At 58.0% G+C, this 14,509-nt stretch carries 13 protein-coding genes; 10 read left to right on the forward strand and 3 right to left on the reverse strand.

All coding sequences use genetic code 11. From position 1 onward, the window contains the following. Positions 1-5: 5 nt before the first annotated feature. Genes AC0IXH_RS12530 through AC0IXH_RS12540 form a run of 3 tightly spaced genes read left to right on the forward strand, consistent with a single transcriptional unit; the run spans position 6 to position 3,108 of the window. Positions 6-1,886, forward strand: a complete 1,881-nt coding sequence (locus AC0IXH_RS12530) for a cytochrome c biogenesis protein CcdA (RefSeq protein WP_471720508.1) — start codon at positions 6-8, stop codon at positions 1,884-1,886. Continuing rightward, entirely contained in the window at positions 1,883-2,602 is a 720-nt protein-coding gene (locus AC0IXH_RS12535; RefSeq protein ID WP_471720509.1) for a DsbA family protein, read from the forward strand. Before AC0IXH_RS12530 ends, AC0IXH_RS12535 begins: the two co-directional genes overlap by 4 nt. Then, on the forward strand, positions 2,602-3,108 hold the full coding sequence (locus tag AC0IXH_RS12540) for a protein disulfide oxidoreductase (protein ID WP_346599619.1): 507 nt from the start codon (positions 2,602-2,604) through the stop codon (positions 3,106-3,108). The genes AC0IXH_RS12535 and AC0IXH_RS12540 overlap by 1 nt, the downstream gene beginning before the upstream one ends. A 32-nt stretch (positions 3,109-3,140) precedes the next feature. On the opposite strand, the gene AC0IXH_RS12545 is transcribed toward AC0IXH_RS12540, so the two are convergent. Then, the gene (locus tag AC0IXH_RS12545; protein WP_013200970.1) at positions 3,141-3,437 is read right to left on the reverse strand and encodes an I78 family peptidase inhibitor; all 297 of its coding nucleotides are present in this window, start codon (positions 3,435-3,437) and stop codon (positions 3,141-3,143) included. 295 nt (positions 3,438-3,732) lie between these two features. Continuing rightward, entirely contained in the window at positions 3,733-6,252 is a 2,520-nt protein-coding gene (locus tag AC0IXH_RS12550; protein ID WP_471720510.1) for a bifunctional diguanylate cyclase/phosphodiesterase, read from the reverse strand. Between the two features lie 299 nt (positions 6,253-6,551). On the opposite strand from AC0IXH_RS12550, the gene AC0IXH_RS12555 reads away from it, so the two are divergent. The 7 genes from AC0IXH_RS12555 (at position 6,552) to AC0IXH_RS12585 (ending at position 14,029) form a co-directional block, all read left to right on the forward strand. After that, positions 6,552-7,208: a CPBP family intramembrane glutamic endopeptidase gene (locus AC0IXH_RS12555; protein WP_265909864.1), complete on the forward strand. Its 657-nt coding sequence runs from the start codon at positions 6,552-6,554 to the stop codon at positions 7,206-7,208. A 128-nt stretch (positions 7,209-7,336) separates the two neighbouring features. Beyond that, positions 7,337-8,905 carry an ABC transporter substrate-binding protein gene (locus tag AC0IXH_RS12560; RefSeq protein ID WP_471720511.1) on the forward strand — a complete coding sequence of 523 codons (1,569 nt, stop codon included), beginning with the start codon at positions 7,337-7,339 and terminating at the stop codon, positions 8,903-8,905. After that, positions 8,905-9,957, forward strand: a complete 1,053-nt coding sequence (locus AC0IXH_RS12565) for an ABC transporter permease (protein WP_013200966.1) — start codon at positions 8,905-8,907, stop codon at positions 9,955-9,957. Before AC0IXH_RS12560 ends, AC0IXH_RS12565 begins: the two co-directional genes overlap by 1 nt. After that, entirely contained in the window at positions 9,954-10,814 is an 861-nt protein-coding gene (locus AC0IXH_RS12570; RefSeq protein ID WP_471720512.1) for an ABC transporter permease, read from the forward strand. The genes AC0IXH_RS12565 and AC0IXH_RS12570 overlap by 4 nt, the downstream gene beginning before the upstream one ends. Continuing rightward, on the forward strand, positions 10,774-11,652 hold the full coding sequence (locus AC0IXH_RS12575) for an ABC transporter ATP-binding protein (protein WP_471720513.1): 879 nt from the start codon (positions 10,774-10,776) through the stop codon (positions 11,650-11,652). Before AC0IXH_RS12570 ends, AC0IXH_RS12575 begins: the two co-directional genes overlap by 41 nt. Continuing rightward, positions 11,645-12,310 (forward strand): ABC transporter ATP-binding protein, encoded by a 666-nt coding sequence (locus AC0IXH_RS12580; protein WP_471721150.1) that lies wholly within the window; start codon positions 11,645-11,647, stop codon positions 12,308-12,310. Before AC0IXH_RS12575 ends, AC0IXH_RS12580 begins: the two co-directional genes overlap by 8 nt. A gap of 144 nt (positions 12,311-12,454) precedes the next feature. Next, complete coding sequence (locus tag AC0IXH_RS12585) at positions 12,455-14,029, forward strand: ABC transporter substrate-binding protein (protein ID WP_105759652.1); 1,575 nt, start codon at positions 12,455-12,457, stop codon at positions 14,027-14,029. A 34-nt stretch (positions 14,030-14,063) separates the two neighbouring features. Here the strand turns inward: AC0IXH_RS12585 and AC0IXH_RS12590 are convergent, their stop codons facing one another. After that, positions 14,064-14,258, reverse strand: a complete 195-nt coding sequence (locus tag AC0IXH_RS12590; RefSeq protein WP_013200961.1) for a hypothetical protein — start codon at positions 14,256-14,258, stop codon at positions 14,064-14,066. Positions 14,259-14,509 lie beyond the last annotated feature (251 nt).

Here is a 14,509-nt window from a genome sequence, read left to right on the forward strand (position 1 = left end):
AAACAATGCAATATCTTTTCAGGACCTTACTGGTTGTCCTGCTGAGCCTGTGGCTGCCTGCGTTGCAGGCAGCAGACAGCGGCTGGCTGACCACCCCTCAGAACGATCACGCACAGGTTCGCGTTCGTGCCGATAATGCCAGCGAAGGATCCACCCGCGTGCTGCTGGATATCAAACTGCAGGACGGCTGGAAGACCTACTGGCGATCGCCTGGCGAAGGCGGAATTGCGCCCGAAATCCGCTGGGACGGTTCGCCTCCAGCAGCCAGATGGTTCTGGCCGGTGCCGCAACGCTTTGACGTCGCGGGCCTGACCACCCAGGGTTATCACCACCAGGTCGCGCTGCCCATTACGATGGCGGGCAAGGTGCGCGATCGCCTGAGCGGTACGCTGACGCTTTCAACCTGTAGCAACGTCTGTATTCTGACCGATTACCCGTTCAGTCTGGCTATGCAGCGCCCCTCAGACAAACGCTTTGCCCATGATTTTGCCGAGGCGATGGGGCAGGTTCCGGTGGCCAACGTGCTGACCGATACGCTGCAGGCGGGCTATCAGTCCGGCAAACTGCAGATCACCGCGACGCGTGCCGGCGGCTGGCGCCAGCCGGACCTGTTTATTGACGATCGCAGTGACGCCAGCTTTGGCAAACCGGCGCTGACCATCAAGGGTGACACCCTGCAGGCAGTGGTGCCCGTTAGCGATCAATGGGGCGAAGGTGCGCCGGATTTGCAGGGCGAAACGGTCTCTCTGGTGCTTGCCGACGGCGGTCTGGCCCAGCAGAGCGAATTAAAAATTGGCCCGCCCGTGGCGTCAATCGGCGGCGGCATTGCGCTGTGGCAAGTGGTGTTAATGGCGCTGGCGGGCGGCTTTATCCTCAATCTGATGCCCTGCGTGCTGCCGGTGCTGGGCATGAAGTTAGGTTCGATCCTGCAGGTAGAACAGCGCAATAAACGCACGGTGAGGCTGCAATTTATCGCTTCCAGCGCCGGTATTATCGCGTCCTTTATGGCGCTGGCGCTGCTGATGACCGTCCTTCGTCTGAGCAACCACGCGTTAGGCTGGGGAATTCAGTTCCAGAATCCGTGGTTTATCGGCTTTATGGTGCTGATTACGCTGCTGTTCAGCGCCAATCTGTTCGGCCTGTTCTATTTCCGTCTGCCCTCTTCTCTCTCCACGCGTCTGGCCACGCACAACGGCGACGGCATCGCCGGGCATTTCTGGCAGGGCGCCTTTGCCACGTTGCTGGCAACGCCGTGCTCTGCGCCGTTCCTCGGTACGGCGGTGGCCTTTGCGCTGGCGGCTTCCCTGCCGATGTTATGGGGAATTTTCATCGCGCTGGGGATCGGTATGAGCCTGCCGTGGTTGTTAATCGCCCTGTTCCCCGCACTGGCGCTGAAGTTACCAAAAGCCGGTCGCTGGATGAACGGCGTGCGTATTGCCATGGGCGTGATGATGCTGGCTTCCTGCCTGTGGCTGGTCAGCCTGCTGTTCAGTCATCAGGGCGTCAGCTTCACGCTGATGGATGACCACATCAACTGGCAACCGCTGAGCGAGCAAGCCATTACTGATGCCCTCGCCACCGACAAACGGGTGTTCATCGATGTCACGGCCGACTGGTGCATTACCTGCAAGGCCAACAAATTCAACGTGCTGATGCGGCCAGACGTCCAGCAGGCCTTACAGTCCGAGGACGTGGTGGCACTTCGCGGCGACTGGAGCCGTCCCTCTGCGGCCATCAACACCTTTCTGAAACGTCGCGGCAGCGTGGCTGTCCCGTTCAATCAGGTTTATGGCCCAGGCAATCCACAGGGAACCGTGCTGTCACCGCTGCTTGATCGTCAACAATTATTAACCGCGTTATCTGACGCAAAAGGAAAGGCGAAATGAAAAAGTTACTGATAACTCTGCTGCTGGCCAGTTCTCCGGTACTGGCTGCGCCACCGTTTACGCCCGAGCAGGAAGTGCGTATCCGGGAACTGATCCGCGAAACGCTGGTTGAGAACCCTAAAATCCTGGCGGAAGCGGCAGATGCTTATGATAAGCAGGCGCAAAAAGAGCAAGGCGCGGTGATTGCTCAGGTGATTGAACAAAATAAAGCGGCGCTGTTCGAGGATGAGAGCAGCCCACGGCTGGGATCGAAACAGGCCAAAGTGACGCTGGTTAACTTTACCGATTACAACTGCGTTTACTGCAAACAGTTCGATCCCGAGCTGGAGAAATTAGTCAAAAATTACCCGGATGTTGCGGTGGTGATCAAACCGTTGCCGTACCGCTCGGAAACCTCCCTGACCGCCGCACGCCAGGCACTGATGTTCTGGCGTGAAAAGCCGACGCAGTTTTGGGCACTCCACCAGCGGCTGATGGCGAAAAAAGGCTATCACGATGAGGCCAGCATCAAAGCGGCGGAGAAAAAAGTGGGGCTGAGCTTCATCGAACCCGATCGGCGCAGCACGGAAACCATCAACAGCAACCTGCAACTGGCTCAGCATCTCGGCGTTTCCGGTACGCCCGCCACGCTGATTGGCGAGCAGATGGTTTCAGGCGCGATCCCTTATGAACAGCTGGAAGCGGTGGTTAAAGCGCAGCTAGAGCAGGTGAAATAATGGCTAAGGGGCGACGCATTCTTCGCGATCTGCTGCTGATGATGATGATGATGGCGGTGCTGTTTACGGTGATTGATTTCTTCCGTGCCCCGCAGGCGCCGACAGGTTTTGCAGACATCCCGCTTCACACCATTGATGGCCGGGACGTGACGCTGGCCGAGCTGAGCATGAAAAAACCGCTGCTGGTTTACTTCTGGGCGAGCTGGTGTGGCATCTGCCGTTACACCACGCCGGACGTGGTGAAACTCAGCGATAACGGCAGCAACGTGCTGACCGTGGCCATTCGCTCGGGTGACGACAGTCGCGTGGTGCGCTATTTGAATGGCAAACATCTGACGCTGCCGGTGGTCAACGATCCGCAGGGAAGCATGGCGGCTAACTGGGATGTCAGCGTAACGCCGACGCTGCTGGTCGTCTCGAAAGGTCAGGTGGTGCAAAGCACTACCGGCTGGACCAGCTACTGGGGAATGAAGTTGCGCCTCTGGTGGGCGCAAAAAAAACATTAATACTGAACGGGCCGGAAATTCGGCCCTTTTTTTTAGCCGCAATAAACCCGGCTGATGTTGCTTTTGGCATCGCCCATAAAGTTCAGACGATTGAGGTTGAAGTCCATTGTCACCGCAGAATTATACGGAATCGCGCGAACAGGATGTTCGAAACGCAATCCATCTATGGCTGACAAGGGTTTGCCCACGTACTGCTGATATTCAGAGGCACCACAACGATCCATTTCCGGATCGACCGCAGCGGAACTGTTCCCATTCTTCGTCGCCGTCTGGCAACCGGATAACGCCAGCAGCGCTGCGATAGCGGCAATTTTTCCATAAAACTTCATAACTTCTCTCCTGTGCTTTTATCTTCGGCAATCAACAGGAAGCCTACCAGACCCGACGCCGTGATGATAATCGCTTTTCGTAACGCTGTTTGTTTCTGTGATCCGGGATAACGCGGCACAAAATGCCTCAGCGAGATGCCGTAGCCAGCGCTATAATTTAAGAATTATCTGAGATAGGAGGTTCTTATGGAACTGGTTGTGTTTGTGCTGTTCGCCGTCATCATGACGTTTGTTGCGGTTCGTGTCCGCTAACGTAAAAAGCCCGCTTAAGCGGGCTTTTTTGTGTCGGCGATCGTCATGCTACCGGTGAAACCTCCGTGTCCAGCAGCAGGCGGAACCGGTCCAGCGGCATCGGCCGGCCAAGGTAATAACCCTGGCCTTCCTGACAGGCAATCGCCTGCAACTCCTGCAGCTGCTCGCGGGTTTCAATCCCTTCTGCCGTCACCGTCAGGGCAAATGCCCTGCCGAGGCCAATGATGCCTTCGACGATCGACAGCGCCTGTGGCGAGTTCGGGAAGTCATTCATATAGGAACGGTCCATCTTCATGCCATCGAACGGGAAGGTTTTCAAATACCCCAGCGAGGCATAGCCTGCGCCGAAGTCATCCACCGTTAACCGTACGCCAAGGGTCTTCAGCGCCTGCATCACTTCCAGCGCGCTTTGGGGATTCTCCAGCGTGATATTTTCGGTGATTTCCAGTTCAAGGCGCTCCGGCGGCAGCCCGCTGCTGTGCAGGGCATTCGCCACGCGCTTCGCCAGATGGCCGCTGCGGAACTCAACCGGGGAAATATTCACCGAGACGTACATCGGCGACGGCCAGCTCATCGCGTCGGTGCAGGCGCGGTGCAACACCCAGGTACTGATATCGATGATTAAACCGGTTTCTTCCGCCAGCGGGATAAAGCTGTCCGGCATGATCATCCCGCTGGCCGGATGCTGCCAGCGGATCAGCGCTTCCGCCCCTTCCAGCCGCTCTTTTTTCAGGTCATAGCGTGGCTGATAGTACAACCGCAGTTCATCACCGCCGATGGCTTTACGCAGGTTGCGCTCCATCTCACGGCGTTTGACCAACAGTTCGGCCATTTCTGGCGTGTACCAGGTCCAGCGATTGCGCCCTTCCTGCTTCGATTTATACAGGGCAATATCCGCCAGCCGCAGCAGTTCTTCGGCCTGCATCGCATCGCGCGGTGCCAGCGCAATCCCCAGGCTTGCCCCAAGGAAAACTTCATGCTGGCCGAGCATAAACGGACGACGGAGTTCATCGATCAGCGATTTACAGCAGGCGGCAATTTCCGCTTCATCGGCCAGATTAGAGACGATCAGCACAAACTCATCGCCGCCCTGCCGTGACACCAGATCGCCCGCCTTCAACACGCTGCGCAGTCGGTGAGAGACCTCATTCAGCACACAATCCCCGGCCGCATGTCCCCAAGTATCATTGATCGGTTTGAAGTTATCCAGATCCAGGCTGATCAGCACCAGCGGCCGCTCCAGCGTCGGTTGCGCCTGCAGGCGACCGAGCAGAAACTCGCTCATATAGACGCGATTTGGCAGGCCGGTCAGCGCATCGTGCTGAGATAAATAGTGGATGCGCGCCTGGGCTTCCACTTCCTGGGTGATATCCGACACCGTGCCGCGATAACCGGCGATCTGCCCATTCACCGTCACCGGATTGGCAATCAGGCTACAGATGCGCTTCGCGCCCAGCGCAGTCACCGAGTAGCAGCGCAACGCATGGCGCAGACCGTCGGCACGCTGCTGGATGATCCAGTCAGAGACCAGATGCTCGTCGTGCTGCAATACGTCATCCAGCGAACGTCCCAGCATCTTCGCCACGTCGTAGTGGGTGACGGCGGCAAAGCGTTTGGAGAGGTAGGTCAGCGCGCCCTGGGCATTGGTTTCCCAAATCCAGTCCGAGGCGGTTTCTGCCACGTCGCGAAAACGGGATTCACTGTCCGCCAGTTCGCGCTGGCTGTGCATCAGCTGGGTAAAGCGATCGTCAGACAGCACGGCGTTATGCATGGCGTGATTAATCACTCTGCGCGCCACCAGCGCCAGGATCAGCGCGGTAATCAGCAGCATCGGCAATACAATAAACAGCAGGGTGCCGCCGGGCGCTAACGAATCCCAACGGATCACAATCGGCGGTTCATCAGCAATCTCTTCATTGAGCAGCGGCGGGACAAAGCTGTCATGTGCGCTGTCAGGGACCCGGGCGTTGATGACGCCAATACTGTCGCCAAACGCTTTCAGTTTTTCCGGCGTGAAGCGATTCACAAACACCATCACCGACGGCGGGCCGGGCATCGTTTTCAGGCCAGGGACTTTGCCGGTGGTGATCGGCGCAGCGGCAACAATTGCCGGTGTGGTGCCAATCATCGCATTGATGGTCAGCGCATTATCCTCGGCGGCGAGCGCGCGGGCGCTTTTGATCAGCGGCGCAGCATGAATGCCCAGCCAGCTTTCCAGCTTCAGGTCGGACAGCTTGCCGTTGATCACCGCATAACTTGTCCGCCCGTTTCCGTCCACCACAAACACCCCTTCGTAGTGATATTCGGTGAAAAGCCCCGGACCAAAGTTCTGCTGATCGTAAGCCCAGACCGGATCCACGGTCAGATGCAGATGGTTCCAGGCTTCGCCCCAGAAGGCATAGTCACGGATATCGGTCAGAATGTTCTGGCGGTTTTCCTTCCAGGCGTTGTGCAGCAAGAACGTCTCTTGCTTTACCGCGTCGGCATTCTGTCGCCAGGCAATGCCGACCACCAACAGCATCGCCAGCAGCATCACGATACTGAGCAACAGGGACAGCGACATCAGTAAGCGCCGGGTGAAAAACGTCGTTTTATGACCCTCGGCGGTAAGGTGTAGATTCAGGGTCGGTGGAAATTTCATGTACTCGGACCTTTTCAAGCAGGCTGACTTACTTCGCCTGTCGTTTATTGCCTGCATGGCGTAGTGGAATCGCTGGTCCTCTCGTCCTCAAGACGCGATCGTTAATGCACTATCGGCCTGGCGGGCAAACTGTTTAGCGGGTTTTTCCAGAAATGCGGGCGCCTCGACAGCCCCCAAACCGCTTGCTACCATCCTTTCACCCCGGACCGAGAGACCTTGCAATGAACAATCATGCCGACAGAGTGACCTGTACGCTGCTGTGCATGGGGATGTGCCTGGTCTGGTATTCGATCACCGTGATGATCAGCGCCCTGCCGGCCTATCCGGCGTTAAGGGAAACGGGCCTGTTGATGCCGGTGCTCTGTGCACTGGAGTTTTCCGCGCTGGTGCCGCTTTATCGCTGGTATGCCAGGCACTACAGCAATATCCCGTTCGGTAAAATCACCGTCCGCCAGGGGCTGATATTCAGCGGACTGCTGCTGTGCCTGATCCTGTCTCAGTCGTTATATCTGCAGCAGGAGAGCTGGACCGGCGGGCAGTTTGGCGAAGGGAAAAGCAAAATCCTGCTGTTCTCGCTGGCGGTGGTGCTGCTGGCACCGGTGTTTGAAGAGATCCTGTTTCGGGGATTTGTGCTGCAAGGTTTGCTGCTGTGGGCTCCCCGGCAACGGCTGGCGTGCGCCCTGCTGACCTCGATCGGTTTTGCCGCCATGCACACGCAGTACACCCATCCGCAAACGATGATTGCGTTGATCGCCCTCTCGCTGCTGCTGTGCTATGCGCGCTTAATCTCGGGTGGTTTAAAACTGCCGATTTTTCTGCATATGCTCAACAACCTGATTGGCGTGTCGCCGTGGCTGTGGCTGGCTCTGGCGGGATAACCTGCAGACGGTTTATAACCAATTCCCGCGCGTTATAACAATTTCATCTATCGATAGCCGATAATCTACTATTTGTCTTACCGGCGGGTACCTTACACTCGCCAGCAACTCACAGGTAAGGAAACGTCATGAAATCGTTTTACCCGTCAATTATTGCCCTTGCACTGACCGCCTCCTGGGCTGCTCACGCTGCAACCCCGCCAGATACGCTGGTGATTGCTCAGTCCATTGATGATGCCAGCAGCTTCGATCCGGCCGAAGGATTTGAGCTGACGTCGGTCCAGGCGTTTACCAACCTGTATCAGCGCCTGGTGCAATCCGATCCGCAGAATCCGACCGATCTGAAACCGACGCTGGCCACATCCTGGCAGCCGGGTAGCGATAACCGCAGCCTGACCTTTGCCCTGCGCGATGGCGCGAAATTTGCCTCCGGCAATCCGGTGCGTCCGGAAGATGTGATCTTCTCGCTGGGTCGCGTGGTGAAGCTGAACCTCGATCCCTCTTTCATCCTGACCCAACTGGGCTGGACCAAAGACAATGTGGATGCGCAGCTGAAGAAGGTCGATGCAACGCATGTGCAGATTAGCTGGACCGCTGACGTCAGCCCGACTTACGTGCTGAGCCTGCTGGCCGCCCCGGTTTCATCCATCGTTGATGAAAAAACCGCGATGGCCAATGCCAAAAACAACGATTTCGGCAACAAGTGGCTGGCGGTGCATTCTGCCGGCAGCGGCCCGTTCCAGATCCGCAAATACATTCCGCATGAAGTGGTGCTGCTGTCCGCCAACCCAACCTCACCGGGTGGCGCGCCGAAGCTGAAAAACGTGCTGATCAAAAACGTCCCGGAACCGGCAACCCGCCGCCTGCTGCTTGAGCAGGGCGATGTGGATATTGCCCGTAATCTGGGCGCCGATCAGATGGCCGGGCTGAAGGGCAAACCGGGCGTGAAGCCAATGGCGATCCCGATGGCGTCGCTCTACTACATGCAGTTCAACATTGATGCCAATCCGGCGTTGAAAAACCCGGCGTTATGGGAAGCCTCGCGCTACCTGTTTGACTACAAAGGCATTGCCGACGATCTGCTGAAAGGCCAGTTCCAGGTGCATCAGTCGTTCCTGCCGGAAGGCTTCCTCGGCGCGCTGAACGACAATCCATTCAGCTACGATCCGGAGAAGGCGAAAGCCATCCTCAAGAAAGCCGGTCTGAACAACTTCAGCTTTAAGCTGAGCGTCAGCAACCAGCCGCCGTATCTGGACATTGCCCAGGCCTTGCAGGCCAGCTTTGCCAAAGGGGGCATTAGGGTGGAGCTGATCCCTGGCCTGAGCAGCGAGATCGCCACCTCGGTTAAAGCCCACAAATATGAAGCCACCCTGAACGCCTGGGGCGCGGATTACTTTGACCCGAACACCAACGCCGCCGCCTTCGCCTATAACCCGGAAGATGGCAGCAAAACGCTGGCCTGGCGTTCAAACTGGCATATCCCGGAGCTGAACAAGCAGACGCTGGCCGCCACCGCGGAAAGCGATAAGGCTAAGCGCGTCGAGCTGTACCAGAATATGCAGCGCGAAATCCAGAAGAACTCCCCGTACGTGGTGGGTCTGCAGGCGCGTAACCTGATCGCCCTGCGCGATAATCTTAAAGGCTACGTCCAGGGCATTAACCCGGATATGGTTTACTACAGCCAGGTCACCAAGTAATGACGGTCACTGTTGCACAAGCCGGGTCCTCCCGGCTTTTCTGGTTAAAGAGCGGACGCCTGCTGACCGGGTTAGCCTCACTGCTGGTGACGCTGCTCGGTCTGCTGGCCTTCACCTTTATGCTTTCTCATCTGTCGCCGGTCGATCCGGCGTTGCAGATTGCCGGCGATCACGCCAGTGAATCGACCTACGCCCAGGTTCGTCACGATTTAGGGCTGGATAAGCCGCTGCCGGTGCAGTTCTGGCACTATCTGACGCACCTCGCGCATGGCGATTTGGGCATTTCCAGCCTGACCAATCAGGCCGTATCCAGCGATCTCTTGCGCACCTTCCCGGCCACCATTGAACTCGCCACCTGCGCGATGATCTTTGGTGCGTTCTTCGGCATTGTGCTGGCACTGCTGGCCGCGTGGAAGCCCGGTAGCCTGCTCGATAACCTTGCGCGGATGATTTCCCTGCTTGGTTACTCGGTGCCGGTATTCTGGCTGGGCCTGCTGGGTCTGCTGCTGTTTTATGCGGTGCTGCACTGGTCGGCCGGTCCCGGACGACTGGACGATATCTGGATTTACACGCTGGAGCCAAAAACCGGGCTGGTGCTGGTTGATAGCTGGCTGTCCGGCGATCCCGAGATGTTCCGCAATGCTGTCGCGCATTTATGGTTACCGGTGGTGGTACTGGGCCTGCTGGCGATGGCCGGCATAACCCGCTTGCTGCGCGCGGCGCTGCTGGAAGAGAGCAGCAAAGAATACGTCACGCTGGCGCGGGCCAAAGGGGCCAGCCGTGGGCGGATTTTACTGCTGCACGTATTCCCTAACGTTCGTGGCACGCTGATTACCGTGCTGGCCCTCTCCTACGCCACGCTGCTGGAAGGATCGGTTCTGACCGAAACGGTGTTTGCCTGGCCCGGCGTGGGACGCTATATGACCACCGCGCTGTTCGCCTCCGATACCCCGGCGATTCTGGGCTCGACGCTGCTGATCGGCAGCTGCTTTATCATCCTCAATGCGCTGGCAGATGCGTTAACCTGGCTAACCGACCCGAGAACCCGATGACGCAAAATCTTACCGACCTCGACAACGTGGCACCATCGCGCCGTCGCCGTCCCCGCCTGACGTCGCTGGTGATTGGCGGCACGCTGGTGGCGATCCTGCTGCTGGCGGCGCTGTTTGCGCCGTTACTGGCGCCGTTCGACCCGAATGCGCAGGAGATGTCCGCGCGCCTGCTGCCGCCTTCCTCCCTGCACTGGCTGGGAACCGATGGCTTTGGCCGCGACCTGCTTTCACGGGTGATTTATGGCTCGCGCCCGACCCTGCTGCTGGTGTCGCTGATCCTGGTACTGACCATTCCGGTGGGCATGCTGATCGGCATCTGTGCCGGCTACCTCGGTGGCTGGACGGAGCGCGTGCTGATGCGCGTCACCGATATTTTCCTGTCCCTGCCGAATCTGGTGATCGCGCTGGCGCTGGTCGCCATGCTCGGCCCCGGCCTGATGAACGGTGCGCTGGCGCTGGCGCTGACCAGCTGGCCGCCGTTTGCCCGTCAGGCGCGTGCTGAAACCCTGGCGCTGCGTCGCAGTGATTATCTGGCGGCGGCGCGGATGCAGGGCATCAACGGCTTACGCCTGATGTTTGGCCATATTCTGCCGCTGTGTATGCCGAGTGCCGTGGTGCGTGCCGCGCTGAGCCTCGGCGGCATCATTCTGTCTGCGGCCGGCCTCGGTTTCCTCGGGATGGGCGTTCAACCGCCGACCGCGGAATGGGGATCGATGGTGGCCGAAGGCAGTAAAGTGATATTCGATCAGTGGTGGGTAGCCGCCGCACCAGGCGGGGCGATTTTGTTTGCCAGCCTGGCGTTTAACCTGACGGGCGATGGCCTGCGTGACCGACTGGATACCCGAAATGGCAATTGAAACCTCTGACCTGATCGTCGCGGATAAGCTGAAAATCGCCAGTCCGGACGGCACGCCGCTGGTGAAAGAAATCAGCTTTACCCTGGGCCGCGAACGTCTGGCGCTGGTGGGTGAATCCGGCTCCGGTAAGTCACTGACTGCCCGCAGCCTGATGGGCCTGCTGGCACCGGGTTTGCAGCTGCAGGCGAAAACGCTGCAGGTGGCCGGGGAAAACGCCCTGCCCCTTAGCGAGCGCCGCTGGAGCCAGCTGCGCGGCAGCAAGCTGGCAATGGTGATGCAGGATCCGAAATATGCCTTAAACCCGATGCGCACCATCGGCTGGCAGGTGGCGGAGCCGCTGAAGCTGCACAGCAAGCTGGGCCGGGCGGAAATCAACGAGAAAGTCTGTGAGATGCTGGATGCGGTCGGCTTGCCCGATCCTAAGCAGTTGATGCAGCGCTATCCGCATCAGCTTTCCGGCGGGATGGGCCAGCGTGTGATGCTGGCGATGGCGCTGATTGCCGATCCCCACTGCCTGATTGCTGATGAGCCAACGTCCGCACTGGATCACGCGATGCGCGATCAGGTGCTGGCATTAATCCGCCGTCTGGTGGAAGAACGTAATATGGGCCTGCTGCTGATCAGCCATGATTTACAGCAGGTTTCCGAGCATTGCGATCGGGTGATGGTGATGTATCAGGGAAACATTCTCGATACGCTGCCCGCCGCTGAACTGCCCAATGCCACCCATCCTTATACCCGCACGCTGTGGTCCTGTCGCCCGAGTAAAGCCACTCAGGGCCAGGCACTGCCGGTACTGGATCGTGCTGCGCTGGAGGCCTGGCGTGAACATGATTGAACTGAACAAATTAAGCGTTTCCCATCGACAGGGTTATGAGCAGCGCACCGTGGTGCATGATGTCAGCCTGCAGGTGAAGGCCGGTGAATGCTTCGGACTGGTCGGCCCGTCCGGCTGCGGTAAGTCGTCGCTGCTGTGGGTGCTGGCGGGACTGAATCCCAACTGGCAGGGCGAAATGTCGCTGGCACAGCATCAGGTGAAGCCCGGTAAATCCTTTACCGGCCAGCTGCGTCAGGATGTGCAGATGGTGTTCCAGGATCCTTATGCCTCGCTGCATCCGCGTCATCGTCTGCGCCGCACGCTGGCGGAGCCGTTGGCGTTGCTGAAGAAGAGTGACATCAACGATCGTATCGATCGCGGCTTCCGTCACGTGGGATTGGATCCGGCGATGGCCGATCGCTATCCGCACCAGCTTTCAGGCGGACAGCGCCAGCGCGTGGCGATCGTGCGTGCCCTGCTGCTGGAGCCGAAAATCCTGTTGCTGGATGAGCCGACCTCGGCGCTGGATATGTCGGTGCAGGCTGAAATCCTTAACCTGCTTAACAGTCTGAAGCGTCAGGACCATCTGACCATGGTGCTGGTCAGTCACGATCCGGACGTGATCGATCATATGTGCGATCGCGCGGTGCATATGGAACGTGGCTACATCGTCAGCTGAACCTCAGGGGCCGGCCTGCAGGTCGGCCCCAATCTGCCTTTCCGGCTATGCTGTTAATCAGATTACGCTTGCCGGAATTGGCATTTCTCCCTCCTGCGCTTTCCCTCTATAGTCCTGAAATCACTCATTTTACAGGACCTGTTGATGCGTAAATTGTTGCCCGTAGCCCTTGCCTGCGCGTTAAGTCTGACGGCTGCTGCCCATGCTGCCACCCCAGCCGATACGCTGATTGTCGCCATCCCGCTGGACGGTATCATCAGCTTTGATCCGGCCGAAAGCTTCGAAACCGTCAGTACCAGCAGCCTGCTGAACGTCTATCAAAAGCTGGTTGATTCGGACCGTACCGATCCGCGCAAGCTGGTGCCGCAGCTGGCATCAAGCTGGCAGCCGGGAAGTAGCGAACATAGCCTGCTGTTTACGCTGAAGTCGGGGGCGAAGTTTGCCAGCGGCAATCCGCTGACGGTAGACGATGTGATCTACTCGCTGACGCGCGGCGTGAAGCTCAACAAAACGCCGGCATTTATCCTCAATGAATTTGGCTGGTCGGCCGACAATATTGACGCGCAGTTCACCCGCCACGGCAACAACCAACTGGAGATCCGCTGGACCTCGGCCATCGGTCGGGATTTGGCCTTGCGGCTGTTGAGCGCGCCGGTGGCCTCGATCGTCGACAGCAAACTGGCGGAGCAGCACGCGGTCAATCATGACTTCGGCAACGGCTGGCTGAAAACCCATTCGGCAGGCAGCGCGGCTTACGCCATCAAAACCTATGTGCCGCAGCAGGCGCTGGTGCTTGAGCAAAACCCCAATGCCCAACCTCAGCCAAAACTGAAGCGGGTGATCCTGAAAGGGGTCTCCGATCCCGGTTCACGCCGTCTGCTGCTGGAGCAAGGTGATGCCGACGTCGCTTACGAGCTGGGCGCCGATCAGTTTGATGCGCTGAAGAAAGTCTCTTCGGTGCGGGTTGCCAGCTTCCCTTCCAGCCTGATTTATTACCTCGGCTTTAACACCCAGGATAAAGCGCAGCCGGCGTTAGGCAACCCGGCACTGTGGCAGGCCGCCCGCTGGCTGGTTGACTACCAGAGCATTTCGCATGAGCTGCTGAAGGATCAGTATCAGGTGCATCAGGCCTTTTTACCGCAGGGATTTGACGGCGCGCTGGAGAACCAGCCGTTTAAGTACGATCTGGCTAAGGCGAAGGAGATTTTAAGCAAAGGCGGCATCAAGCCGGGCACGCAATTCTCGCTGACCATCGTTAATCAACCGCCGTATACCGATGTGGCGCAGGCTTTACAGGCCAGCTTCGCCAAGGCCGATATTCAGATCGCCATCAAGCCGGTTGCCGAGGCGGAGCTGTGGGCCAAGATGCGCAGCAGAAACTTCCAGTCGATCTTTATTTACTGGGGCGCTGATTACGTCGATCCCAACACCAATGCCAGCACCTTTGCCTATAACGTGCCAAACGGGCCGAAAACCCTGGCGTGGCGCGTCGGTTGGTCGATTCCCAAACTGAGTGCCGAGACGAAGGCCGCCGCCGCAGAGAGCGACGTGAAGACGCGCAACGCGCTGTATCAGCAGTTGCAGACCGAGGTTCAGCAAAATTCGCCTTACGTGGTGACGTTGCAGGGACAAAAACTGGTGGGATTACGCAGTAATATTACCGGAGCCAATCAGGGTATTGGTAACAGCATGCTGTATTACGATCAGGTCAGCAAATAGGGTTAAAGGGCGGCCTCAGGCCGCCTTTTTGCTATCAGGAGATAGCCGAGTCCGTGGAGTGCTTGTGCTTATCCGCTTCAAAGTGATCTTTAAACTGCTCGTAGATGGAGATCATATTGGCGGCATCGCCCTGCATTGGGCTCAGCTTACCGGCACGCACCAGTTCAATAACCAGTTGTAACGCGGCCTGCTTTGGGCTGCTGGCAGGATGGGAGATTTCAGTAGTCATCTTGGCTTCCATGAAAAAGGACGAAAGAGTAATTTTAACAACTTTCCCGCGCTGTGGTGAATTTTTTCCCAAGCCGCCCGACCGCCACCGAACCGCCCTTTTTCCGCCTAAGCCAAATTATCCTGCGCGTTGAAAACTTGATAAAAGAACTGGCCCTGAATTATGGCGCGCCCTGATAACTGAAAAAATAAATCCCTTTTCACTCAATTATCTCCAAACGGACTGCTTAACCGTCGCCAGATCACAGCCGT

This window comes from Erwinia sp. AC075 (genome assembly GCF_979253995.1).

Bases quoted from the DNA above. Each gene is read 5' to 3' on its own strand.
- AC0IXH_RS12565 (WP_013200966.1), top strand. From the start codon at position 8,905: ATGACGGTCACTGTTGCACAAGCCGGGTCCTCCCGGCTTTTCTGGTTA.
- AC0IXH_RS12590 (WP_013200961.1), bottom strand. From the start codon at position 14,258: ATGACTACTGAAATCTCCCATCCTGCCAGCAGCCCAAAGCAGGCCGCG.
- AC0IXH_RS12575 (WP_471720513.1), top strand. From the start codon at position 10,774: ATGGCCTGCGTGACCGACTGGATACCCGAAATGGCAATTGAAACCTCT.
- AC0IXH_RS12570 (WP_471720512.1), top strand. From the start codon at position 9,954: ATGACGCAAAATCTTACCGACCTCGACAACGTGGCACCATCGCGCCGT.
- AC0IXH_RS12540 (WP_346599619.1), top strand. From the start codon at position 2,602: ATGGCTAAGGGGCGACGCATTCTTCGCGATCTGCTGCTGATGATGATG.
- AC0IXH_RS12530 (WP_471720508.1), top strand. From the start codon at position 6: ATGCAATATCTTTTCAGGACCTTACTGGTTGTCCTGCTGAGCCTGTGG.
- AC0IXH_RS12550 (WP_471720510.1), bottom strand. From the start codon at position 6,252: ATGTCGCTGTCCCTGTTGCTCAGTATCGTGATGCTGCTGGCGATGCTG.
- AC0IXH_RS12535 (WP_471720509.1), top strand. From the start codon at position 1,883: ATGAAAAAGTTACTGATAACTCTGCTGCTGGCCAGTTCTCCGGTACTG.
- AC0IXH_RS12545 (WP_013200970.1), bottom strand. From the start codon at position 3,437: ATGAAGTTTTATGGAAAAATTGCCGCTATCGCAGCGCTGCTGGCGTTA.
- AC0IXH_RS12560 (WP_471720511.1), top strand. From the start codon at position 7,337: ATGAAATCGTTTTACCCGTCAATTATTGCCCTTGCACTGACCGCCTCC.
- AC0IXH_RS12585 (WP_105759652.1), top strand. From the start codon at position 12,455: ATGCGTAAATTGTTGCCCGTAGCCCTTGCCTGCGCGTTAAGTCTGACG.
- AC0IXH_RS12555 (WP_265909864.1), top strand. From the start codon at position 6,552: ATGAACAATCATGCCGACAGAGTGACCTGTACGCTGCTGTGCATGGGG.
- AC0IXH_RS12580 (WP_471721150.1), top strand. From the start codon at position 11,645: ATGATTGAACTGAACAAATTAAGCGTTTCCCATCGACAGGGTTATGAG.